This is a genomic window from Paenibacillus sp. 1A_MP2, assembly GCF_052244825.1.
In the GTDB taxonomy this organism is placed as follows: Bacteria; Bacillota; Bacilli; order Paenibacillales; family Paenibacillaceae; genus Paenibacillus; species Paenibacillus vandeheii.
The window spans coordinates 5041201-5063418 of the sequence record NZ_JBQQCS010000001.1 but is presented as its reverse complement, the minus strand read 5'-3'; the positions used below and the strand labels follow the sequence as shown (position 1 = coordinate 5063418).

Genomic DNA, 22218 nt, shown 5'->3' with positions numbered 1-22218 from the left:
TGTCTGATGATTAAACATATTGTTCTGTTTAAAATGAAGGATCGTTCTCCTGAAAGTATTGAAGCGGCTGCTACTGTTCTCCGCAATCTGCAAGGGAAAATTGATGTTCTGGTTTCGCTTGAAGTAGGTGTTGACGTGCTTCGTTCGGACAGATCTTTTGACATCTCACTTACAGCAGAGTTTGCATCACTGGAAGATCTTCAGGCATATCAGGTGCATCCATTGCATCAGGAAGTCATCAAGTATATGAACGAGGTCAGAGAGCAGTCGATTGCAGTAGACTACGAAATCTAATCTGTAATTCATTCTACTTTGGATAAAGGGGACTCTGCATGAGCGATTTAAGAGACGTTATGGAATTTTTATATATTTTTGTCGTGTTTCTGATCGCTTGTCCTGTGATGTTATTTTGGCTGAAGCGAAGAGGAAAAAGGAACCGATAATTCACTGAACGGGAAGTGAACATATTGTATTATATCAACAGGGAACAGATTGCGCGCAGGCTTGCTGCCGTACCGGAGGTGGCTGAAGGTCTCCGCCGCGCATCACAGGCTTGGGATGGCAGTCTAATGCTGGGTTTGGTACAGGAACGTTGTCTTCATCTGGCCATTGAGATCGTTACGGATGTGGGGAGTTACCTCATTGACGGCTTCATCATGCGTGATGCGAGCAGCTATGACGACATTATTCAGATTAACCACGAAGAGAAGGTTTTTGATCATGCAACCTATGAGGTGCTTAGTCGCCTCGTATCGTTGCGCAAGCCGCTCGTTCAGGACTATTACAGCTGGGAGCGGTCTGAACTGCACCCGCTGAGCAGTGACTTGCCGGGCGTGCTTGAACATTTTTCCCATCAGGTCCATACCTATGTGGAAAAAGAACTTGGACCTTTCCAGACTGCACAGGCCGAGGGACAGAGCAAGGAATGAGGGGAAGCAGCATGACGAACGAATGGAAAGATGATCAAGAAGGAAATCATGAAACGAATGATATACCATCCGGATTTCATCCGGTATATATGATTGAGCTGTTATTTCAGGAACGTCCTGTTATAGATCAGGGGCGTTTGCAGGATGCCATGAGCCGTCATACCGGACAAGTCCGGCTTGACGTGAAGCAGGGCAATGCAGAGCATAATCCCGAGATGTTGGTTTTCTACCATCTGGACCATAAGGTTTCTTTTCAGGAAGGTAACATTCCGGCACAGACTTGTGTGCTCCCTGTTACTGAAATTGTAGATCGTGCCCGCTTTGGAGGGGCTTTACAGCAAGCCTGGCACTGGCCAGAAGCAGGACAAGCTATGGAAACGATCCAATATTCCATCCGTCTTCACGATATGTTCACTGCTGCCATGCCGCGCAAACAGCGACTTGAATTGTTCCAAAAGACGATTCAGGCAGTCATGGAAGTGTTGCCTTGCGACGCGTTGTACTGGTACGGCAGTGACAAATTGGTTGAACCGGAAGCCTATATACTGTCACAGGAGCGTGAAGAACATCTATACGCTGCGATGAATGTGCGCATGTATCAGGCTGGAGGTACGGAGGAACAGCGTCAGCTGGTAATGGACACGGTAGGATTGTCAGCACTTGGTGTGCCTGATGTACAGTGTCATTTCATTGGACTAGATCCGGATACGGTAGCCCAGACATTACTGGGTGCCGCCTATTACATATTTGATCAGGGAGATGTTCTGCAAGATGGACAGACGCTGGGATCTTCCGGCGGACGACGCTGGCGTTGTGAGCATCAGGCGGCGATGATTGCACCGGGACGATATGTAATTGATCTGGACCCGGGGGATGAACATGCGGCTACTCCGCTTGAGCCGGCCCGGCAGACCTGAGGCGTATCACTATAACGTCAGCAGGTGCGGGAACGGTATCCAAAATTTTTTTGGTATCCGAGTGTCAGGTCAAGCCCTTGCTGCTTATACTGCATCAACAGAGTAGGCATTCGCCCGGATTGACGAGCAACAGTCCGTTGCTTGGTTATTCGGTACTTCATTTAAGGTAAAGGGAGAGATGCGACGTGAAGGATTCTAACAAAAGTTTGTTGTGGGGAGCATTAATCGGCTCGGTTGTAGGTTCAGTGACAGCTTTGCTGCTGGCGCCAAAATCAGGACGCGAACTGCGTCAAGATATTTCGGAAGGTGCACGTCAGGTGAGTGAGAAGGGTCAGGAATTGGCTAGCAAGGTAGGCGAACAAAGCGCACTGATCGTATCCAAAGTAAAAGAGACGGCGGATGTCGTTATCCAGGATATTCAATCCTGGGGCAATTGCGCTGAAGGTAAAGAAGTGCGCGTATCCGCAGTTATTACGGATTCCGATTCTTCCATTGATTCAGCTGGGGACAATGCAGGAAATGAGTCGGGTATTGAAGTCATCGCGAAGCTTCCTGCTGATGATTCGAAAGACAACATCTAAAGCTAAGCTTGAACGTGAGCAGGCTTTCCTCCATCTGGAGGGGGGCCTGTTTTGTTGTGCGTGGTCGTACAGGACCTGTACAATACGGCATTTTGTTTGAACCCTGCGATGAAATCGGGTAAGATGTAGGTACCTTTTTGCCTGAAAATTCATACGGTAGGAAGAAAGCTCTGGGAACCAATTTGTTAACAGAACCAATTCAATAAAGAAGGAAGCGGTGTGTTCGTGCAGCAAGCAATCGCTATATTAGACTCCGGTGTAGGGGGATTGACTGTCGCCAAGGAAGTGATGCGTCAGCTCCCACGGGAAAAGATCATATATTTTGGAGATACCGCCCGAACACCGTACGGACCCTGTTCGTCCGAACAAGTTAAACAATTCACGGAACAAATCGTTGATTTCTTGATCCAGTTCGATCCGAAGGTTATCGTTATCGCCTGCAATACGGCTACGGCAGCAGCGCTCGACTATATTCGAGCCAAGGTGAATGTGCCTGTTATCGGTGTCATTCATCCAGGAGCACGAGCAGCCATCACAGCCACGCGCACAGGACGCATTGGTGTCATTGGCACTGTAGGAACGATTGGAAGTGGTGCATATACATCTGCACTCAAACAATTGTCTCCATACATTGATGTGGTCAGTCAGGCTTGTCCGGCACTTGTGCCACTGGTGGAGCAAGGCGAATTCCGTTCCGAGCAAACGACAAGTACGGTGAAGCAATCTTTGGGCCAGATTAAACAACAGCCAATTGATTGTCTTATTCTGGGTTGTACGCACTATCCTTTTCTCATGGAAACCATTCAGGAGGTTATGGGACAGGAAGTGAAGCTGATCAGTTCGGCAGATGAAACGGCGAGGGAAATCAGTACGATTTTGTATGATAAACGAAAGCTGGCCAGTGGGGATGAGACGCCGGTACATCAGTTTTTTTGCACAGGGGACCCACGCATGTTCCAGAATATTACCCGCCAATGGTTGGGAGAGCAAATCTCCAAAACACCAGTTGTATGGCAGGTTACGCAATTATCATAGCGAATTTTTTTGATTTCTATAGCTTATAAGAATCCCGGAACCTAAGCGTTCCGGGATTTTTATGTTCGGATAGAAAAGTAGAAGAGCTTCTTCGGAAGATCAGCACGTTTTTCTTATGTTGGCGGGATTTGCACGATTCTTGTCACATGACGGACAACCAGCTCCGCATACATATTACATACAGTATGGACACAGGCGAGGAAAGAACAGGAGATTACAACGTTTCCTAAGGGGAAGGAGATCAACATGGAGCTGCAATGGATCATTGTTCATCAGGGAGATACCTTATCGCGTATTGCGGCAGCAAATCATATGACCAAGGAGCTGCTGGCCGCTCTTAACCCGGAAGCAGCGTCCCAGCCTTATTTGCTGACAGGACAGATGCTGCGCATTACGCCGGGAACAGGACGCAGATATGCAGTGCAGCCGGGGGAGAAGGTAGGCGTGATTGCATTACGTTTTGGACTGAATGAAGAAGAATTGCGAAAGGCCAATCCAGAAATAGCCAACATTCCGGACTGGTGCGGACGATGTATTCATATTCCCGATTCAAATGGAAAAACTATCGTAAAGTTGCAGGGAGAGTATGGTTACCGTGAAATGAACCGTGATATCGGTTTGTTGGAAAAGAAGTATCCATTTATCGAAAGTGGCTCGATTGGCAGCAGTGTCATGGGCAAGGCTTTGCCTTACCTTCGTTTGGGTCAAGGATCCAGACATATTCATGTCAACGCCTCTGTTCATGCGAATGAGTGGCTGACAACGGCGGTTCTGATGCGGTTCATTGAAGAATATGCGAAAGCCTACAGCACGAATACGCCGTGGCATCAATTTCAGACGGAGCGATGGATGCAGGAAACCACGCTTTGGGCTGTACCGATGGTCAATCCGGATGGAGTTGAATTGGTGCAAGAGGGCGTAGTTAATGACCATCCCCATGCAGAAGAATTGCTGGAATGGAATGCCGGGCGCTCCCATTTTACGCATTGGAAGTCCAATATCAGGGGAGTAGACCTTAACGATCAATTCCCGGCTTATTGGGAGGAAGAGGCAGCTAGAAGAGGGATAACGTCCCCAGGGCCAAGAGATTATGCGGGAGTCGCTCCCTTATCGGAACCGGAGGCGTTGGCACTTGCACAGTGGACCGAGCAGCATTCATTCGATGCTGTCGTTTCACTGCACAGTCAGGGGCAGGAAATTTATTGGAACTACCGAGATTTGGAGCCAAAGGAAAGTGCTCCACTGTCACGCAGACTGGCAAGGGCTTCGGGATACAAGGCAGTCAAGCTGGGTGGGAGTGATGCAGGATACAAAGACTGGTTCATTCAGAAGTTTCGGAAGCCTGGTTTCACGGTGGAAGTGGGTCTGGGGGTAAACCCGCTCCCCATGGATCAATTTGATGATATCTGCGTGGAGGTTGGTATGCTGTTGGCTGAATTATTAACAGATCGAGAGCACTAACAGGGAAGAGTGAGAATCCATATAACCTGACTTCACATAATTTGGATGGGAAGACATGAAACTTACGGGTTATCCACTCGTATAACAGGAACGGGCGCTGTTACCGGCGTTCGTTTTTTTATCTGTAAGTTGCATCATTGTTTCCGAATCGTTCTGGAGCGGGTAATAATGGGTGTGACGATCACGTGTATTCGTTTTATTTTTTGGTGTGATAATCATACGGAGGGGTTCATATGAAGTGGAGAAGACTGCTGTCGTTCAAACGATGGACACAAGTATTCAAACGGCTGCCGCGTCTGTTGCGGGCTCCGCAAATCCCTGTGGGAGAGAAGCTGCTTTTTATCATCCCGGCGCTGCTCTACTGGGTTTTTCCAGACGTGATGCCGTTTATGCCTATAGATGATATTGGTGTCACGCTGCTGCTGATGAACTGGTTTGTAAGTCGTGCGGAGCGCAAATATCCGGTGCTTACAGCGGATACGTCGTCTTAACTAGTGACGAAATGGGTGCTATTCACATCGATTTTGCATCAATGTTATTGCGGAACGCAGTAACTTTCTTTACAATAGATGCTGGAGTTTAGAAATGCTGAAATTGTTGGAACCAGCAATTACGATATAGGAGATGAATGGAATGAATTGCAAAATTACACGTAATGCCGCAAAAGTATTAAAACTTGAACTGGACAAGCCTGAGAACGAAGGTAAATTGCTGCGCGTTGTAATAACACATGCGCATGGAGATCATGCCCACTACGGACTTGATATTGATACGCCAAAAGAAAACGATACGGTAGTATCTACGGATAAAGAGATTGACGTCATTCTTGAGAATGACCAACCTTTGCTGGATGGCGTTAAAATTGATTACCTCTACTTCCCTGAAGAAGGCTTCGTTATTACGAACCCATCCAAGGGCAACCACGGCGACCACTAAGGGAGCGAAGAAGGGGAACTCATGGCTAACGATATCCGCGTATGCGAAAAATGTAATCATATCAGACTAAAATCGATTGTAGCCAAGTTGGAGAAAATGGCTCCGGATACGGAGATCAAGATTGGTTGCAAATCGTATTGCGGTCCTTGCGCGAAGCGTGCTTTTGTCTTCATCAACGGTCGGTATATCAGTGCTCCGTCAGAAGAAGAAGTGCTTGCGAAAGTAGCGAAATTCGTGAAGTAATTGTTTGGAAATGCAGTGGGCAGAGCAAACTTGTCCACGAGGGTAAAGAGAGGCCGTGGCCTCTCTTTTTTAAGTTGTGATTGGACAAGGCACAGGATTAAAAGGTGAAGCCGGGCATCATTTCAACAATCTCAAAGGTATCCTCTTGAAATTCAATGGCGATGATCGTATCGCTTTTTTTAAAAAAATGAACATGACCCAGGCGCTCTTCCTCCAACTCAACCCATCCCGCTTCGGATAACTTCTCAAAATAATCGGATGGTACATATAACCCCTGTTCTCCTCCAATATGTTTCAATTCATATTTAATGCCTTCTTTATAGTTTGGATTGTCTGAATATGCCGTTAGGCTGAGCTGCTTTGCATTCACGGGAACCGGAATTTCGTTATTAATGGAGGAGCCTGTATATTCCGTTATTTCATACGTCGAAGCTGTACAGCCGCTGATCAGTAGCAATAAAGGTACCAGAATGAAAAGAAACCAAGAGTATTTCAAAACCAAACCTCCTTATAAAAAAAGGTACTTATCAAATAAACGCAGCAAACCCGGAAAAGGTTATACATAATTGATATTCATATTTAATTTGGGGAAAAGCGAAGCAATCTGTCATTGTTTCAGCAAAACAAGAATAAGGAAGGCCGATGTAAACCATCTTAAAGGGGTAACAGGAACATGATCCCAAGGAGGAATACTCATGCCGAAGCGTTATGATTCCAGTTTGCAAGCCGATACAACCGTATCCCAGGCGCAGAATGCAGTGAACAAACTTCATTTTGCCGTTTCCCAGGCAATGTCACATCCAACTGAACAGACCATTGAACAGGCAGAACGCCGTTTGGCGCATACCGAGCAGGCCATGCGTCAAGCCGAACTTTCGCTTGGAGGTCAGGGCGTTGAGCTGGCAGAAGAGATGTTCATTGAGGAGAAGAGAAGATTAAACTCGATCCAGAGTCAGAATGGGCAAGGGGATCTATAAGCGTTCCTGTCACACCAGCACCCGCAGAGCAGCAGTGCTTTGCGGGTTATTCATGTCTTTTTTGAATGGTCCAGAGAAAGGGATCTCAGCCAACTGTATGTAACATGCCGCTTAAAATTTTACGAGAAGGTTAATAGACCAAGAGCAGGCAAATTTCACACAGGAGGTACAGAATGACAAAACATATTACAGATTGTACGATTCTGAACAACGGCGTGACGATGCCATGGCTGGGATTTGGGACCTATCGAGCAAAAGGCGAAGAAGTACAGCAAGCGGTGGAGACCGCATTGGAAGTCGGATATCGGAGCATTGATACGGCGTCCGTTTATGGAAATGAAGAGGAAGTTGGACAAGCTATTGCGAGCAGCGGTATCGCCCGGAATGAGCTGTTTGTGACAACCAAGCTGTGGAATGAGGATCAAGGTTTTGATTCGACTTTGAGAGCATTTGAGGCCAGTCAGAAGGCGCTTGGATTGAATGTCATTGATCTATACTTAATTCACTGGCCTGGCAGAGACCAGTATAAGGAGACGTGGAGAGCATTCGAACGTCTATATAGCGAAGGAAGCGTACGTGCCATTGGTGTAAGTAATTTCGAAGTACACCATCTGCGCGAAATCATAGATGAAGGTGGAACGGTGCCTGCGGTGAATCAGGTGGAACTGCATCCAGGTCTGATTCAACAGGAGCTGCAGGATTTCTGTGGGGAACAGGGCATTCAACTGGAGGCATGGAGCCCGATTATGAGAGGCAAGCTGAACAAGGAATCGGCTTTGAAAAGTCTGGCCCAGAAATATGGAAAACACCGGCACAGGTTATTCTGCGCTGGGATATTCAGAACCAGATCGTGACAATTCCGAAGTCGGTTACGCCTGAGCGAATTCGCGAGAATGCGGACATCTTTGATTTTGAATTGACTCCGGATGAGCTGAAACTGATTGATGCGCTGGATTCGGACAAACGGACGGGACCGCACCCGGATCAGCTGTTTTGGGATTGAGCATGCAGCTCAATCCCAAAATAAGTGTTTAATGGTCTAAGTTGTAGTTGTTCCGGTTACGGATCGTTCTTCGTGATATAAAATGAAAGCATAATCCTTTACACTAGGCCACTACGTGTGCAGAACAATCTTTCGATCGCCGTTATCCCCGGATTTTTGGAATTCCCTTTGGCAAAGGGTAAAATCCAGTGATAAATGCGAGCGCTCCGCTTCTCCAGATTTGTTCTGCCCTCTCTGTTATAGTGTAAATTATGAGTTCATCTTATGTGGATGGATTTTTAAAAAAAGCAGCAGGTTCAGGGGAAGCCCCTTGATCCTGCTGCTTTTGTGTTATTTGGATGAGTCAGGTTGCGGAACCTCGCAGCCGTCTTCTGTGCATACTCCGCTGCCATCTGTGTCAGTGGTGCTGGACTCCACCATGGTGAAAGGGGAGCGTTCGTCCCAGGCTTTCTGGATAGCGTCATGGAATACCTCATCCGGTTGAGCGCCAGATACAGCAAACTTGCGGTCAAATACGAAGAAAGGTACACCCCGAATGCCCAACTGCTCACCTTCGGCCTGGTCGGCACGAACCTGTTCTGCGAATTGATTGCTCGACAATACTTCTGCTGCTGCATTGCGGTCCAGACCCACTTCTTCAGCCAACTCGATCAGGACATCGGTATTGCCGACATGTTTACCTTCGATGAAGATTGCTTGAAACAGTCGTTCGCTCAGCTCAAGCATTTTCCCTTGTGTTTCTGCCCAATGGGTCAGGCGGTGAGCAGAGAAGGAGTTGGTAGGGATCATCTCATCAATGTTGTATTCCAGCCCAGCCGTGCGAGCATTGGCATTCATCTGGGCATTCATTCCACGTGCCTGCTCCACACTCATATTGTATTTGGCGGCCAGATATTCTGCGTTGGTTTTGCCGCTGTTCAATTCAGCATTTGGATCGAGTTCAAAACTTTTGAACTGTAATTTCACTTCATCACGGTGTGGGAATTGTGCCAGTACATTCTCCAGGCGACGTTTGCCAATATAACAGAAAGGACACATAAAGTCGGACCATATTTCAATATTCATTCATTAAAACCTCCATCATTTTTAAATGAAACCAATACAGTTACAATTATATAGCGACTTTCTAACATTCGCAAGGTTGTGGTTACAGCCAGCTACCAAAAAAAGAAAGTGCTGAAGCGTGCAACGGATTGCAGCCTCAACACTTATCGTTTAACTTCCTACTTATCCCGGTATGCCTTGGTCCAATGATAAGGCTGGATTTCGTCCAATCTCTTGTATATTATAGCTCCATCCGGATCGTGCACGGCAGCCTTCACATCTTCTCCCCAGAAAAACAATCGTTCCTGGCACACACCACAAGGGGTGAGAACCTTGAATTGCGAGTGCTCATCGTCGCGTGCCACACAGATTGAGTGGGTGACCCGCTCGTTTAATTTGTGGGCTTCCAGATAGGCTCCTGTTTCCATACACAGGTGCGTGGCGTCATTAATTACTTCTGGAGCTACGCTGATTAAGAACGAACCTGCTTCGGTATATACAGCCGCCGCGCCGCCCCACCCTTGAGGGTAGCGAAGTTTGACAAAGTTAGCAGCTTCTTCGAACAGCTTTTGTTCAATGTTGAATGGGACTGGTTGTGTTGTCATGGTCATGCATTAGCTCCATTTCATTGTAGTGTCGGGTTAAATTTTATATGAAGTATACAGTTACGTCAGCGTGCCTTTCCGTATCTGTTAGGATGCTGATTCAGACTTTTGCTCCTTGCGAAAACGCGAGATCAGGTCAAACGTGTTGACTGTATCTGACACATGCAGTCGCATTGACGCTTCATCGTAACCAGATCGGCAAGCATTAATATCCGTTTTGGCGCCCGTAGACAGATCGTAACAGGAGCCGCTGTCATACAGGTAATCATCTGAAGGGATATAGAAGAAGGAGCTATCCGTGAACGCACCAGTGCGCAATACCACCATGCGGGAGGAACCGTCGTACACATCGTTGCCCATATGGTAGTAGGATTGATCTGATATACCGAGAAGATGCAGAACGGAAGGCGTAATATCCAGCTGTCCTGCTGGCTCGTCAATCGTTCCGGCTTCGGCTCTGTCAGGCAGATGCACCAGCAAAGGCACTTCGTTCATAATTTGCTCCATGTCCAGATCGTTCAGCGAGCGTCCGAGAAATTTCTCATATTGTGGTTGTTCCTTAATGGAATTATCGTGATCCCCATAGAACATGAAGATCGTTTTGTCCCACAACCCCCGATTTTTCAGGTCTTCCACCATGCTGCCGAGCGCAGAATCGACGTAATGTACGGATTGCAGATAGTCTCCAAACATCGTTCCTTGGAATTCCCTGACATCCAGCTGTTGTTTATCTTGGGGTAATGCGTATGGATGATGACTAGTCAGTGTAATCAGGAATGAATAGAACGGCTCAGAAACCTCATTGCTCATTTTCTCAACCGATTGGCGGAAAAAGGACTCATCCGACAGGGACCAGCCAAGCGGGTCATCCTGTTCATAATCATTTTTACTGTAAAACTTGTCATACTTCATATTCTGATACATCGTATAGCGATTCCAGAATCCACTCTCATAGGCATGAAATACATTGGTACTATAACCGTGATCCTTCAATATAGAAGGCAGGGCATCATAGCTGTGGTCTGCGTAGCGGACAAAAGCGGACCCAACCGACAGTGGATGCATCGAAATATTCGCCCCAAAGTCAGCATCTGATGTACGGCCCTGACCTGTCTGGTGATAAAAATGACTGTAGTACTGGCTTTCCTTCATCAGCTCGTTAAAATGAGGCGTGATTTCCTGACCGCCAATGCTCTGACCAATCATGAAATTCATGAAGGCTTCGCCTTGAACAATGATGACATTGCTGTCTTTGTACTTGCCGAACATCGCATCCTTCAGAGGCTCAGCCTGTTGTCTGTTGGCAAAAAAAGCTTTCGCCTGCTCCAGATCTGTAGGATCGACCTGGGGCCCAGAGCCCAGATGGTCTTTGGCGTAGTTATATAGATCATAGCCATGAAAAGCAAGAAGTCCAGTAACATTATACATGGACACGTTCCACCAGTTGTTATCAAACAAGCCTTTCGCCCAAGTTTTACTATAATAATAAATCGGACCTACCGCGAGCCCAAGACCCAATATTAGAGCAATGCTGCCCGCAGTGAGTCGACGACGTAAGCTTGGTTTGCCAGAGCTTGACGAGTAAGAGTTCAATCCACTCGTATATGCGCTGGGGCGTCCACCACGGCGGTGACGTTTACTGAATAGCAGGATCGCTGCGTATGGGATGATCACAAGCCAATCAACAAAGAGCCACAGATCACTGGCGTGGATGAGCGTGGCAATACTATCACCCAGAGCATCGACCTGTCTGGCTTGCATCAACACAGGAATCGTCAGAAAATCCTGAAAGTAGCGATAATAAACCATATCGGCATAGATCAGTGCAGTAAGCAGCAGATGGATTACAACGAGCGATAGGATCATGCCCCGGCGAGGCAGCCACCAGGTCCAGAAGGACAGAAGCAGCAGCGAACCGATGGCAATTACTTTGTCCAGAAGCCCCATCGTAATGTTGTAGGCATGCAGATTGTGATGGAGCCACATTAATTTGAGTAGCATGAGTACAAGAAAAATAAGATATAACGTAAGTGGATGATTCAGAAGCCCGCGCGGCGTAAGGCTGCGTGTTGGCTTAGTGACAAACATATATGTCTCCTCCCAGATGAATGGTTTTGTTTTGTTAACGGAATGTAAAAATAGGGCTCCATCCATTATAGCGTGGTGTCATGGCTTTTCAACTATGCCCAGGGGAGAAATGCTTCATACGGAAGTAGCATCACCAAGATCAATTCTATGTCTCCTGGAATACATACAAAAAAAGCGCCCCTGCCGTGGAAGGCAAGAGCACTCTATCATGACAATGGTATTATTGTTGTGGTGTTTTATTTCGTGGAGGCAGTGGGCCCAAATACTGATAATATTGGGTTTCAATACGTCCATTGAACAACTTACGGCGCTTGTCTGCCTTGTGGCCGAAGTCTTCCTCGAACGATTTGGTCGACGTGATGGCAAAAAAGGACCATGTCGGCATATCGAGGTAACTGCGCCCTAAAGAACGCAGCAGCTTCTGCACTTCTTTCTCTTCACTCAAGCGTTCACCATACGGGGGGTTGGTAATAATGACACCATATTCACCCTGCGGTCTTGCTCGATGAGCAGGCAGGACGCTGACTTCAATGTCTTTGGCGAAGCCGGCACTCTTGATTGCTGCCTTTGCTACCTCAATAGCTTCCGGATCGATGTCGCTGCCCGAGATTTGCAATGGAATATCGTCGCGAACCGCGTCAAATGCTTCTTCGCGCGCTTTCTCCCAAAGCTCTTCAGGAATGACAGCCCAGTTCTCGGAGTTAAAGGTGCGACGCAGTCCTGGTGCAATGTTCCAGCCAATCATGGCGGCTTCAATCAGCATGGTACCTGATCCGCAGCATGGATCATAGAAGGGGCGGGATACATTCCAGCGACTGAGCTGAATAAGCGCCGCAGCAAGTGTTTCTTTAAGCGGAGCTTCGGTTACCAGTTTACGATAACCCCGTTTGTGCAGCCCGGGTCCCGTTGTATCTAAAGTAAGCAGGGCGCGATCGTTCAACAGAATGACCTCAATCACATAACGAGACCCGTCCTCGGGGAACCACTCCGTGTCATAAGTCAGCTTCAGTTTTTCTACGATCGCTTTTTTCACGATTCCCTGTGAAGCCGGCACGCTGCTTAGCTGAGATTTGTGGGAGCGACCTTCAACCGGAAATTCGCCATCGGCTGGAATCCAATCCTCCCAAGGTAATGCTTTGGTACCTTCAAACAATTCATCGAATGTTGTAGCAGGGAATTCACCCATTTTGACCAAAACGCGATCCGAACTTCTTAGCCACAGATTACACCGGCAAATATCAATATAATCTCCAGTGAAGTAAACCCGTCCATTGTCGATCGTAGCATCCTCATACCCCAGTTGTTTCAGTTCCCGGGCGACAACAGCCTCGAGTCCCATCGCCGAGGTCGCGATCAATTGCAATTGAGCCATGTGATTCATTTCAACTCCATTTCAAGCCGGAGAAGGAAACTCCTTCTCTCCGCTGTATAGTAACGGTGCGGCCTTGCCGCTTTCCGTGAAAAAACTTACAATGAGAAATGCGGTGAGCTTATGCATTCATCTCTTAGAGGTGATGCGGCAGTCAACCGCCTGTGTTTGACAACAAACATTTATTATAGAACATTGGCATCCATATGGAAAGCAGACCAAGTGTCCAAGGAGGATTTTAGCGGTGAATCTGACCCCTGACGAATATGTAAATCAATTATTTCAAGAGGATGCTCTCTTGTTAAAGGTAAAAGAAGCCATCCGATCGAACGGCATGCCGGAAGTTTCGGTGGCAGCGGCCTACGGGCGTTTACTCACTTTTCTCGCGAAAACTTCGAAAGCGGAAGCCGTACTCGAAATCGGTGTGCTGGGCGGATACAGCGGTATCTGTCTTGCTCGCGGTTTAAGTGATGGAGGAACCCTGACTTCGCTGGAACTGAAAGAGGAATACGCAGCGATGGCTCGGGGCCATCTGGAGGAAGGTGGCTTTGGGGATAAGGTCGAATATCGAATTGGACCCGCAGCCGACAGTCTGGAGCAACTGGCGCAGGAAGGACGTACCTTCGATTTCTTCTTCATTGATGCGGACAAGGAGAATTATCCCGTTTATCTGGATTATGCCATTAAGCTCGCGCGGCCAGGGGCGGTCATTGTGGGAGATAACTGTTTCCTGCGCGGTCGTACGCTGAATCCGGATAAGCAAGGCCCCGCTGTGCTTGCCGTTCGTCGCTTCAATGAGCAGATGGCAAGTGATCCGCGTCTTGTAACGACTATGCTGCCGGATTATGATGGTCTGGCTCTGGCCTGGGTGAAGTAAACAAGTTCGGATTAAAAACAAGAGACGATCATCCCCTGATTAACAGGGAATGTGTCGTCTCTTGTTTTTTCAGAATGAATATAAAGGATGAGATCTTCTTAAACTTCCGGCGTTCCGTAAGTCTCGAACCATTTTTTGATTGTATCGAAATCATCGCTGAAGGATAACCCGAGCATGAGCAAAATGCGTGCTTGCTGAGGACTCAGGTTGTCACCAGCGATAACGCCTTTACCTCCGCCATATACACTGCCTGAACCTGTCCGCGTGGTCGTTACGAAGATTACGCCATCCTCCACTGCTTTAGTACGTGCTTGGCCCATGGCTTTCGAAATCCCGCCTGCTCCGGTACCGGACGTTACGATCCCTTTGGCACCGCCACGAACAAATCCTTCAATGGCTTCTCCACCAGCTTCCTGATAGGAAACCGCAATTTCCACTTTGGCGAGATCTGCCTTCGTGATTTTGTTCAGGTCAAATGCCGGCTTTAATGTACCTTCAGGCTTCAAGGCGCGTGCAGGAGCGCGGTAAATTCGAATATTTTCTTCATCAATATAACCTACTGCACCAAGCATCGGAGTTTCGAATGTATCTGTTCGATAATCATTCGTTTTGGTCACTCCGCGTGCCAGTTGAATGGTATCGTTCAACATCAGCACGGTCCCAAATGAAGTGGTGCGTCCGCTGCCTGCGAGCTTGATGGCGTTGTACAGATTGGCTTGTGCATCCGAGCCGATAACCGTCCAAGGGCGCATAGACCCTGTAATGACGACAGGTTTATCACTTTGAACGGTCATGTCAAGGAAGTAGGCGATCTCCTCCATGGTATCTGTACCGGTGGTAACTACAACGCTGTCATATTGAGCCAGAGCCTTGTCTACTGTCTGTGACAGGTCATAGAGATCAGCTATGGTATAAGATCCAGAACCTGAATTTCCGAATTGGAGTGTGCTAACATCTGCAATCTTCTGTTTGTCCGGTAAGGCATCGACCATTTCCCCGATCGGGAGTGTACCCGCCTTATAGTTCTGGAAGCTGGTCGCATCCTCGGATTGACCTGCGATCGTACCACCCGTTCCAATGACCAGAACATTAGGTAGAGCGGATTGTTTGAACGAATCCGATAGAGCTGGGATGGTCGTATTGCGAGCCGGAGTGGATGATGTGGTCTGAACTGCACTGGTTGTACCGCTCACTTCTACCGTAGCTGCCTGAGCAGCATAGGTTCCGATTGGGGACAGTGAGATGGTTAGAGCTGTCAAAGCAGCTGTGCTCCATACAGCCCAAGGACGAAGATTTGAAGTTTTTTTCATGAATAGCACTCTCCTTCAGGTTAGTTTCGTGTGATGTTTGATGAGGATAATATGTATATGAATTAAAACGATTGTATTTCATGTTAAATAATATGACAATATTAGATATAGATAGAGTAATCGGTTACATTGATAGATATGTAGAGTATATAGCTTGTTTATAAGGTTTTATGGATAAATATAAGAAGAGGTATAAAGAGAAATAGCTATATAAAAGCATATTGAAAATAGTTTTTTGTGTCATATTTCATTACATATGAGTCTTTTGTCCTGATAGAATTTAGAAAGGTTTTTGGGGAAAGTGTTGCCGGAGCGTGCATAGCAGAAGTGATCTTATACAAAACGGGTATCGGACCGAATAAGTTAGCAAAACTTGACGATTTTTGTAATGCGTTCTAGGAAAGAGGCTCAATTATTGCCAAATATTTGTATGGACTTAGCGTTGAGTCTATAATATAGGATGATTTCAATATGTAAATAAATATATATTAATGATTGGAGGAGAAACGATGAACCAAGCACCGAGAAAGTATGCCAATTACATTCCGATCCGGGAACTGGAAGGGGTGGAACAACAATTATCTCCCTTCCAGGTGTACGCTGAGCTTCGTGACAACACTCCAGTCCGCTATGACAACCATCGAGAATGCTGGGATGTTTTCGGTTATGATGATGTGCAATATGTGTTGAAAAACCCCAAATTGTTTTCTTCTGAACGTGATCGTGCTAACGCCAGTATGCTCACTACCGATCCGCCGAAGCACAAGCAACTGCGGGATCTGGTTAATCAGGCGTTTACACCAAAAGCAATCGAAGCGTTGGCTCCGCGTATTCAGGAAATTGCGGATGAGTTACTGACTCCACATTTTTCAGGAGGTCGTATGCGGCTTATCGACGATCTTGCCACTCCGCTTCCGGTCATTGTGATCGCCGAATTGATTGGAGTCCCTGCCGCAGATCGCCAGAAGTTCAAAGACTGGTCTGATGCACTGGTGAAGGGTGCGCGGGATGATAGTGATGAAGCTTTCCAGGAGTTGATGGAAGAAAAGAGACGGAATCAACAGGAACTGGCGAGCTACTTCACGGCCATCATGGAAGAAGACGTCAGCAACCAAAGGATGATCTGATCTCTTTGTTGCTGGCTGCGGAGATTGAAGGAGAGAAGCTGACCGCAGAGGAAGTGGTCGGGTTTTGCATATTATTACTTGCTGCCGGCAATGAAACGACGACCAATCTGATTACCAATGCCGTACGTATTCTGTCAGAAAAGCCTGAGCTTCAACAGCAGCTGCGAGAGCACCCTGAACTTATTCCCTCTGCGGTAGAGGAAACATTACGCTATTATCCGCCGATTGTGGCTATTGGGCGTATTGCCAAAGAAAACGTAGAATTGAACGGACAACCAATCCAGGCAGGGGAACAGGTGATATCCTGGGTGGGATCGGCCAACCGGGACAGCGCTAAATTTGAACAGGCAGAGGAGTTTGTGCCTGACCGCAAGCCGAACAGACATATGGGTTTTGGGTTTGGTATTCACTTTTGTCTTGGTGCGCCGCTTGCACGACTTGAAGCTAAGGTTGTTCTTGAGACGATGCTTCGGCAAATGGAAGATATACAGTTGGAGCCGGGAACCGTTTTGCAGCCGATACAAAGTGCCTTTGTATTTGGTGTGAAAGAATACCCGATTCAATTCGCAAGCCATCAGAGTCAATGAATCAACGTTGAGGTTTGGTCCAATTGAACAAAAAATGCCAAAAGCCGCTTTCATTGCCCAATGGGCGCTGAAAGCGGCTTTTTAAGAACAAATATTTTTTAGATCGAAGCTTTAGGATTCTCTGATCAGAGGAGGTTTTTTGTATAGTTTGAGTCTCACCCACACCATGTTGAGCAACAACAGTCCACCGGAAACGATGAACAGTCCTTCGATGCCAATAAACCCGGCCATAAAACCGCCGATTACAGCTCCAAGCATGTTCCCCAGCGCAAGTGTACTCGTATTAAAGCTGAACGCCCGGCTAATCATGCTATCTGGCGTATAGGAGCGAATGAGCGCGTTGACACTTGGAAGCAGGCCACCCATGAACACACCCATCATGAACCGGACGATGATGAGCTGCCATACCGTCTGCACGAAAGCTTGAGGTATAAGCATAAGCCCGGTCCCTATAAGAGAGAACGTAAGTATCTTGTGTGAACCTACCCTGTCACTGAGCTTTCCAAGAATCGGGGACATGGCCATATTGGATAGTCCCGTGACTGCGCCGACAACTCCAGCCCAGAAGGCGACGTTCACATCCGAACCGTGTAATTTCTGTACATACAGCGGCAAGAGTGACATCGGGCTGATCATGGCAAATTGCAACAGGAATGTTACAGCGAACAACGCGGGTAACTGGGGTGACTTGTTGAGTTCCTTCAAACCGGACAATACGGATTGTTCCGGCAGTTTGGCCGCTTCCTTGCGGTCAAATTTCTCTCGGACCAGGAACATGGCAAGCATTGAAGCTACGAAGATCAGTCCGCCTGTAATGTAGAAGATAGGGCGGAAGCCCACTGCATCAGCCAGTAAACCACCGATCAGCGGACCCAGAATTGTACCAGCCACCTGACCGGACTGGCTAATCCCCATGGCGAAACCCATTCGATCCTTCGGTGTTGTACCCGAGATTAACGAAACCGCTGCTGGGTTGAAACCAGAGATCGTACCGTTGAGCAGTCTTAATAAAAGGAGCTGCCATGGGCTCTGTGCAAAACCCATCAGGGCGATAACGATCGCCATCCCGAATCCGGAACGCAGCAACATAATTTTTCGGCCGTATTTGTCAGACAATTTGCCCCACAAGGGCTGGAACAAAAATGAGGTGAGGAAGTTGGCAGCAAATATAAATCCCGCCCATATGCCAATTTCATGCTCACCAACCACGCCAAGATCCTTGGCGAGATAAAGGGACAAAAACGGGGTGATCATGGTCATGCCCGAGTTGACCAGAAATTGTCCGAACCAAAGCACAATGAGGTTTACTTTCCACGTTTTCAAAGTGCTTTCACTTCCTTTCCGATCGTTTCTGCAACGTTTCAAAAAAACACGATTCTTTCATTATAACATAATTGGCATATAGATGAGGGGATGTAAGGAATGTCATAGTATTGTCATCGGAACAGATCGACACGTGGTTGTTACCGCTCTTCAAAAAGGGCATAATGTTATTTATGAGTCCAAAAACTATTGGAGGCTTCTTACATGAGCTATAATGATCGTCTGATTCAGGCCAGCTTCAAACAGCAAGTGGACCGTGTTCCGGTGTGGTACATGCGTCAGGCTGGGCGTTATGATCCCGAATATCGCAAGATTAAGGAAAAGTATTCTTTGCTCGAAATTTGCCGTCAACCTGAGCTAGCAGCTGAAGTTACACTCATGCCGGTACGTAAACTCGGTGTGGATGCGGCTATTTTGTATTCCGATATTATGAATCCGGTTGCTTCGCTCGGTATAGATTTTGATATTGTTAAAAATATTGGACCCGTTATAGACAATCCAATCCGCACGGCGGCAGATGTGGATCGTTTGCGTCCCATTGATGTTGAGGGAGATCTGTCTCATATACTGGAGACGATTCGAATCCTGGACAAGGAACTGGATGTACCCTTGATTACGTTTGCTGGTGCACCTTTTACCATCGCCAGCTATTTGATAGAAGGCCGACCTTCCAAAGGGTACATACGGACGAAAACGATGATGTACAGTGAACCGGAAGTATGGCATAAATTGATGCAAAAACTGGGCGATATGGTGATTACATATGTCCGTGCACACATTGCGAACGGCGGCAAGGCTTTCCAATTGTTCGACAGCTGGGTAGGCGCGCTTTCGCCAAACGACTTTAGAACGTATGTGTTACCGACGATTACTCGTATCTTTACCGAATTATCGGATTTGAATGTACCGAAAATTTATTTCCCGGGTGTCGCTTCTGGTGAATTGCTGCCAACCCTGCATGATCTGCAAGCTGATGTGATTGGGTTGGATTGGAGAGTATCGATCTCCGAGGGACGTAAACGACTGGGTGGAAAATTTGCTGTGCAAGGCAATATGGACCCTTATGTGCTGACTGCACCGATGGATCTGATCAAGCAGCATGCCAAATTGACTATTGATGAAGGCATCAAGGAGCCAGGGTATATTTTTAACCTGGGGCATGGACTATTTCCTGAAGCATCTTTGGATAAATTAAAAGAACTCACGGCGTATATTCATGAATATTCTGCTGAAGCATTGAAGACTGGGGTGACGGTTACTAATGACTAATACGGTAGGTGTACTGGTGATGTCGTATGGCACACCTGAGAATATGGAAAGTATTGAAGCGTATTACACACATATCCGGAGAGGACGTCCGCCTGAACCGGAACAACTGAAAGAACTGACCGACCGTTATGAAGCGATCGTTGGGGGCGTATTCCCTCTTCGTGAAAACACGGATAATCAGGTTAAGGCCCTTCAGGAGACGTTAAACAAGGATGATCGTTCCAATGAAGTTGAATTCCGTTGTTATCAAGGGTTAAAGCATGCGTATCCGTTCATTGAGGATGGCGTGGAACAGATGGCGAAGGATGGAATTCAGACCGCAATAGGCATTGTACTGGCACCGCATTTCTCCACGATGAGTGTAGGGAGCTACATCAAGCGCGCTCGTGAGAAAGCGGAAGAACTGGGAATCCAAATGTCCTTTATTGAGAGTTACCATCTGCATCCAAAATTAATTCAAGCTCTCTCCACACGTGTTAGCGCCAAATTGGATGCTTTCGAGGAAGCGGGAGCCAAACGTGGGGATGTACGAGTGTTGTTCAGCGCACACAGTCTGCCTGCGCGAATTGTGGATATCGGTGATCCATATCCGCAGCAACTGCTGGAGACTTCGGAAGTTATTGCTTCGCGTTTAGGAATTACCAACTGGCAGTTTACGTGGCAAAGTGCCGGGCGGACGGCGGAGCCATGGCTGGGCCCTGATATTCTGGACACGCTTCAGGATCTTGCTCGTGAACAGGTAGAAGATGTGCTTGTAGCACCAATTGGATTTGTATCGGATCATCTGGAAGTGCTCTATGATCTTGATATTGAGGCCAAAGCGATTGCCAAAGAGATCGATATGCGCCTCATGCGTATCGATTCTCTCAATAGCGACCCGCTTTATATGGAAACACTAAGTGACGTCATTATTAACCAATGGCAGCAAGGAACGGATGTGTAATGGAAGACCATAAACGTCGTGTTGTTGTTGTCGGCGGAGGGCTGACCGGCCTAAGCGCGGCATTTTATATCCGGAAGCATTACCGGGAAGCAGGGGTTGAACCTGTAATTACCTTGGTTGAGAAAAGTTCTTCCATGGGTGGCATGATTGAGACGCTGCACCGGGATGGTTTTGTCATTGAGAAGGGGCCGGATTCTTTCCTTGCCCGCAAAACGGCGATGATTGACTTGGCTAAAGAGCTGGAGATGGATCATGAGTTGGTCAGTCAAAACCCGGAATCCAAAAAAACGTACATCATGCAGCGTGGCAAGTTACATCCCATGCCGGCAGGACTCGTACTCGGTATTCCGACGGAGTTGAGATCGTTTCTGAGAAGCGGTCTTGTATCTCCGGCAGGCAAGCTGCGGGCATTAATGGATTTTGTCATTCCTCCCCGCCGCACAACGGAGGATGAATCGCTCGGTTATATGATTGAGCGCCGCCTTGGAGCGGAAGTGCTGGAAAACCTCACTGAGCCGTTGCTTGCAGGCATTTATGCAGGTGATATGCGACGATTGAGTCTTCAGGCAACCTTTCCGCAATTCGGAGAAGTGGAGCGGGATTACGGTAGTTTGATCCGGGGGATGATGACTGGCCGCAAACCGGCAGAGACTCATACGGGAACGAAGAGAAGTGCTTTTCTGAACTTCCGTCAAGGCTTGCAGAGCCTCGTTCACGCGCTTGTACATGAATTGCAGGACGTGGATCAACGTCTAAACACTTCGGTGCAATCCCTGGAGGTTCAGACTGGAGATGCGGCTAGATATAGCATTCAACTGGGTAACGGTGAGCGTCTTGAAGCGGATGATGTAGTCATTACCGTGCCTACGTATGTTGCATCCGAACTGCTACAACCCCACGTGGATACAACGGCTCTGGATGCGATTAACTACGTATCGGTGGCGAATGTGGTGCTGGCTTTTGAGAAAAAGATATCGAACACGTATTTGATGGGTCCGGTTTCCTCGTTCCGCGCAAGGAAGGCCGCAATATTACAGCATGTACTTGGACATCAACCAAGTGGCTGCATACCAGCCCGGATGATAAAGTACTGCTTCGTTGCTATGTTGGCCGTTCGGGAGACGAGCAGAACGTGGAACTCCCGGATGATGCGCTGACGGATCTGGTACTCAAGGATTTGCGTGAAACGATGGGCGTAGAGGCTGTTCCGATCTTCTCGGAAATTACTCGGCTTCGCAAATCCATGCCGCAATATCCGGTAGGTCATCTGCAACAGATTGCAGCACTCCGGGAGGAGCTTGGCAGCAAATTGCCGGGGGTGTACATTGCGGGTGCTGGTTATGAAGGTGTAGGGTTGCCTGATTGCATTAGACAGGCGAAAGAAATGTCAGTTCAAGCTACGCAATTACTTGCTGCACAATAATTAACGTACATGGCTGTCTCAAACGTAGAGATATTCTACAACGGAGACAGCCTTTTTTAGGCCAAAACGTGAAAAGCAGAGAGAAGTGAATTCTTTCTATGCTTACAGTTCCAAGGAATTATGGAAATCCAGAATATGCCTGATATAATATGATAAGGATTGCTGTGAAGA

Annotated in this window: 20 protein-coding genes and 3 pseudogenes; 16 read left to right on the top strand and 7 right to left on the bottom strand. The window is 47.4% G+C overall.

Annotation, left to right across the window (positions count from 1 at the left end):
- The first annotated feature begins 6 nt into the window (after positions 1-6).
- The 9 genes from ACTWJ7_RS24620 to ACTWJ7_RS24580 all read left to right on the top strand — a co-directional run bounded on the left by ACTWJ7_RS24620 (position 7) and on the right by ACTWJ7_RS24580 (position 6102).
- Complete coding sequence (locus tag ACTWJ7_RS24620; RefSeq protein ID WP_024629190.1) at positions 7-294, top strand: Dabb family protein; 288 nt, start codon at positions 7-9, stop codon at positions 292-294.
- Between the two features lie 173 nt (positions 295-467).
- Positions 468-929 (top strand): DUF86 domain-containing protein, encoded by a 462-nt coding sequence (locus ACTWJ7_RS24615; protein WP_079345678.1) that lies wholly within the window; start codon positions 468-470, stop codon positions 927-929.
- 11 nt (positions 930-940) lie between these two features.
- Positions 941-1846 (top strand): DUF4261 domain-containing protein, encoded by a 906-nt coding sequence (locus ACTWJ7_RS24610; protein ID WP_301879444.1) that lies wholly within the window; start codon positions 941-943, stop codon positions 1844-1846.
- 185 nt (positions 1847-2031) lie between these two features.
- A complete protein-coding gene (locus ACTWJ7_RS24605; RefSeq protein ID WP_024629193.1) occupies positions 2032-2427 on the top strand; it encodes a YtxH domain-containing protein in 396 nt (131 codons plus the stop codon).
- Positions 2428-2652: 225 nt separating this feature from the next.
- Positions 2653-3462 (top strand): glutamate racemase, encoded by an 810-nt coding sequence (gene racE / locus ACTWJ7_RS24600; RefSeq protein ID WP_443145954.1) that lies wholly within the window; start codon positions 2653-2655, stop codon positions 3460-3462.
- Between the two features lie 246 nt (positions 3463-3708).
- Positions 3709-4923, top strand: a complete 1215-nt coding sequence (locus tag ACTWJ7_RS24595; protein WP_443145953.1) for a M14 family metallopeptidase — start codon at positions 3709-3711, stop codon at positions 4921-4923.
- A 233-nt stretch (positions 4924-5156) separates the two neighbouring features.
- Positions 5157-5414, top strand: a complete 258-nt coding sequence (locus ACTWJ7_RS24590; RefSeq protein WP_301879443.1) for a hypothetical protein — start codon at positions 5157-5159, stop codon at positions 5412-5414.
- Between the two features lie 142 nt (positions 5415-5556).
- Positions 5557-5859 (top strand): heme biosynthesis protein HemY, encoded by a 303-nt coding sequence (locus ACTWJ7_RS24585; protein ID WP_053783595.1) that lies wholly within the window; start codon positions 5557-5559, stop codon positions 5857-5859.
- Between the two features lie 21 nt (positions 5860-5880).
- Positions 5881-6102: a DUF1450 domain-containing protein gene (locus ACTWJ7_RS24580; protein WP_024629198.1), complete on the top strand. Its 222-nt coding sequence runs from the start codon at positions 5881-5883 to the stop codon at positions 6100-6102.
- Between the two features lie 97 nt (positions 6103-6199).
- Here ACTWJ7_RS24580 and ACTWJ7_RS24575 read toward each other — a convergent pair whose 3' ends face one another.
- Complete coding sequence (locus ACTWJ7_RS24575; protein WP_301879441.1) at positions 6200-6598, bottom strand: hypothetical protein; 399 nt, start codon at positions 6596-6598, stop codon at positions 6200-6202.
- A 199-nt stretch (positions 6599-6797) separates the two neighbouring features.
- Here ACTWJ7_RS24575 and ACTWJ7_RS24570 point away from each other — a divergent pair, with 199 nt between their 5' ends.
- Positions 6798-7079, top strand: a complete 282-nt coding sequence (locus ACTWJ7_RS24570) for a hypothetical protein (protein ID WP_024629200.1) — start codon at positions 6798-6800, stop codon at positions 7077-7079.
- A 173-nt stretch (positions 7080-7252) separates the two neighbouring features.
- Positions 7253-8082 (top strand): annotated as a pseudogene (locus ACTWJ7_RS24565) (aldo/keto reductase).
- A gap of 330 nt (positions 8083-8412) precedes the next feature.
- Here the strand turns inward: ACTWJ7_RS24565 and ACTWJ7_RS24560 are convergent.
- The 4 genes from ACTWJ7_RS24560 to ACTWJ7_RS24545 form a co-directional block, all read right to left on the bottom strand.
- Complete coding sequence (locus ACTWJ7_RS24560; protein ID WP_301879438.1) at positions 8413-9147, bottom strand: DsbA family oxidoreductase; 735 nt, start codon at positions 9145-9147, stop codon at positions 8413-8415.
- 158 nt (positions 9148-9305) lie between these two features.
- On the bottom strand, positions 9306-9731 hold the full coding sequence (locus ACTWJ7_RS24555) for a cytidine deaminase (protein WP_301879437.1): 426 nt from the start codon (positions 9729-9731) through the stop codon (positions 9306-9308).
- An 87-nt stretch (positions 9732-9818) separates the two neighbouring features.
- A complete protein-coding gene (locus tag ACTWJ7_RS24550) occupies positions 9819-11819 on the bottom strand; it encodes an LTA synthase family protein (protein ID WP_301879435.1) in 2001 nt (666 codons plus the stop codon).
- Between the two features lie 220 nt (positions 11820-12039).
- On the bottom strand, positions 12040-13191 hold the full coding sequence (locus ACTWJ7_RS24545; protein ID WP_301879558.1) for a THUMP domain-containing class I SAM-dependent RNA methyltransferase: 1152 nt from the start codon (positions 13189-13191) through the stop codon (positions 12040-12042).
- A gap of 241 nt (positions 13192-13432) precedes the next feature.
- On the opposite strand from ACTWJ7_RS24545, the gene ACTWJ7_RS24540 reads away from it, so the two are divergent.
- Positions 13433-14065, top strand: a complete 633-nt coding sequence (locus ACTWJ7_RS24540) for an O-methyltransferase (RefSeq protein WP_301879434.1) — start codon at positions 13433-13435, stop codon at positions 14063-14065.
- A 98-nt stretch (positions 14066-14163) separates the two neighbouring features.
- On the opposite strand, the gene ACTWJ7_RS24535 is transcribed toward ACTWJ7_RS24540, so the two are convergent.
- Positions 14164-15375 carry an asparaginase gene (locus tag ACTWJ7_RS24535; RefSeq protein ID WP_301879433.1) on the bottom strand — a complete coding sequence of 404 codons (1212 nt, stop codon included), beginning with the start codon at positions 15373-15375 and terminating at the stop codon, positions 14164-14166.
- Between the two features lie 509 nt (positions 15376-15884).
- Between ACTWJ7_RS24535 and ACTWJ7_RS24530 the strand changes: the two are divergent.
- A pseudogene (locus tag ACTWJ7_RS24530) lies at positions 15885-17089 on the top strand (cytochrome P450).
- A gap of 111 nt (positions 17090-17200) precedes the next feature.
- On the opposite strand, the gene ACTWJ7_RS24525 reads toward ACTWJ7_RS24530, so the two are convergent.
- Positions 17201-18412 carry an MFS transporter gene (locus ACTWJ7_RS24525; protein ID WP_301879431.1) on the bottom strand — a complete coding sequence of 404 codons (1212 nt, stop codon included), beginning with the start codon at positions 18410-18412 and terminating at the stop codon, positions 17201-17203.
- 204 nt (positions 18413-18616) lie between these two features.
- On the opposite strand from ACTWJ7_RS24525, the gene hemE reads away from it, so the two are divergent.
- The 3 genes and pseudogenes from hemE to hemY all read left to right on the top strand — a co-directional run bounded on the left by hemE (position 18617) and on the right by hemY (position 22047).
- Complete coding sequence (gene hemE / locus ACTWJ7_RS24520; RefSeq protein ID WP_301879430.1) at positions 18617-19681, top strand: uroporphyrinogen decarboxylase; 1065 nt, start codon at positions 18617-18619, stop codon at positions 19679-19681.
- Complete coding sequence (gene hemH, locus ACTWJ7_RS24515; protein ID WP_094937450.1) at positions 19674-20624, top strand: ferrochelatase; 951 nt, start codon at positions 19674-19676, stop codon at positions 20622-20624. Before hemE ends, hemH begins: the two co-directional genes overlap by 8 nt.
- Positions 20624-22047: pseudogene (hemY, locus tag ACTWJ7_RS24510) on the top strand (protoporphyrinogen oxidase). Before hemH ends, hemY begins: the two are co-directional and overlap by 1 nt.
- Positions 22048-22218 lie beyond the last annotated feature (171 nt).

Bases quoted from the DNA above. Each gene is read 5' to 3' on its own strand.
- ACTWJ7_RS24545 (WP_301879558.1), bottom strand. From the start codon at position 13,191: ATGGCTCAATTGCAATTGATCGCGACCTCGGCGATGGGACTCGAGGCT.
- ACTWJ7_RS24555 (WP_301879437.1), bottom strand. From the start codon at position 9,731: ATGACAACACAACCAGTCCCATTCAACATTGAACAAAAGCTGTTCGAA.
- ACTWJ7_RS24610 (WP_301879444.1), top strand. From the start codon at position 941: ATGACGAACGAATGGAAAGATGATCAAGAAGGAAATCATGAAACGAAT.
- ACTWJ7_RS24580 (WP_024629198.1), top strand. From the start codon at position 5,881: ATGGCTAACGATATCCGCGTATGCGAAAAATGTAATCATATCAGACTA.
- ACTWJ7_RS24590 (WP_301879443.1), top strand. From the start codon at position 5,157: ATGAAGTGGAGAAGACTGCTGTCGTTCAAACGATGGACACAAGTATTC.
- hemE (WP_301879430.1), top strand. From the start codon at position 18,617: ATGAGCTATAATGATCGTCTGATTCAGGCCAGCTTCAAACAGCAAGTG.
- ACTWJ7_RS24595 (WP_443145953.1), top strand. From the start codon at position 3,709: ATGGAGCTGCAATGGATCATTGTTCATCAGGGAGATACCTTATCGCGT.
- ACTWJ7_RS24560 (WP_301879438.1), bottom strand. From the start codon at position 9,147: ATGAATATTGAAATATGGTCCGACTTTATGTGTCCTTTCTGTTATATT.
- ACTWJ7_RS24535 (WP_301879433.1), bottom strand. From the start codon at position 15,375: ATGAAAAAAACTTCAAATCTTCGTCCTTGGGCTGTATGGAGCACAGCT.
- hemH (WP_094937450.1), top strand. From the start codon at position 19,674: ATGACTAATACGGTAGGTGTACTGGTGATGTCGTATGGCACACCTGAG.
- ACTWJ7_RS24585 (WP_053783595.1), top strand. From the start codon at position 5,557: ATGAATTGCAAAATTACACGTAATGCCGCAAAAGTATTAAAACTTGAA.
- ACTWJ7_RS24570 (WP_024629200.1), top strand. From the start codon at position 6,798: ATGCCGAAGCGTTATGATTCCAGTTTGCAAGCCGATACAACCGTATCC.
- ACTWJ7_RS24550 (WP_301879435.1), bottom strand. From the start codon at position 11,819: ATGTTTGTCACTAAGCCAACACGCAGCCTTACGCCGCGCGGGCTTCTG.
- ACTWJ7_RS24620 (WP_024629190.1), top strand. From the start codon at position 7: ATGATTAAACATATTGTTCTGTTTAAAATGAAGGATCGTTCTCCTGAA.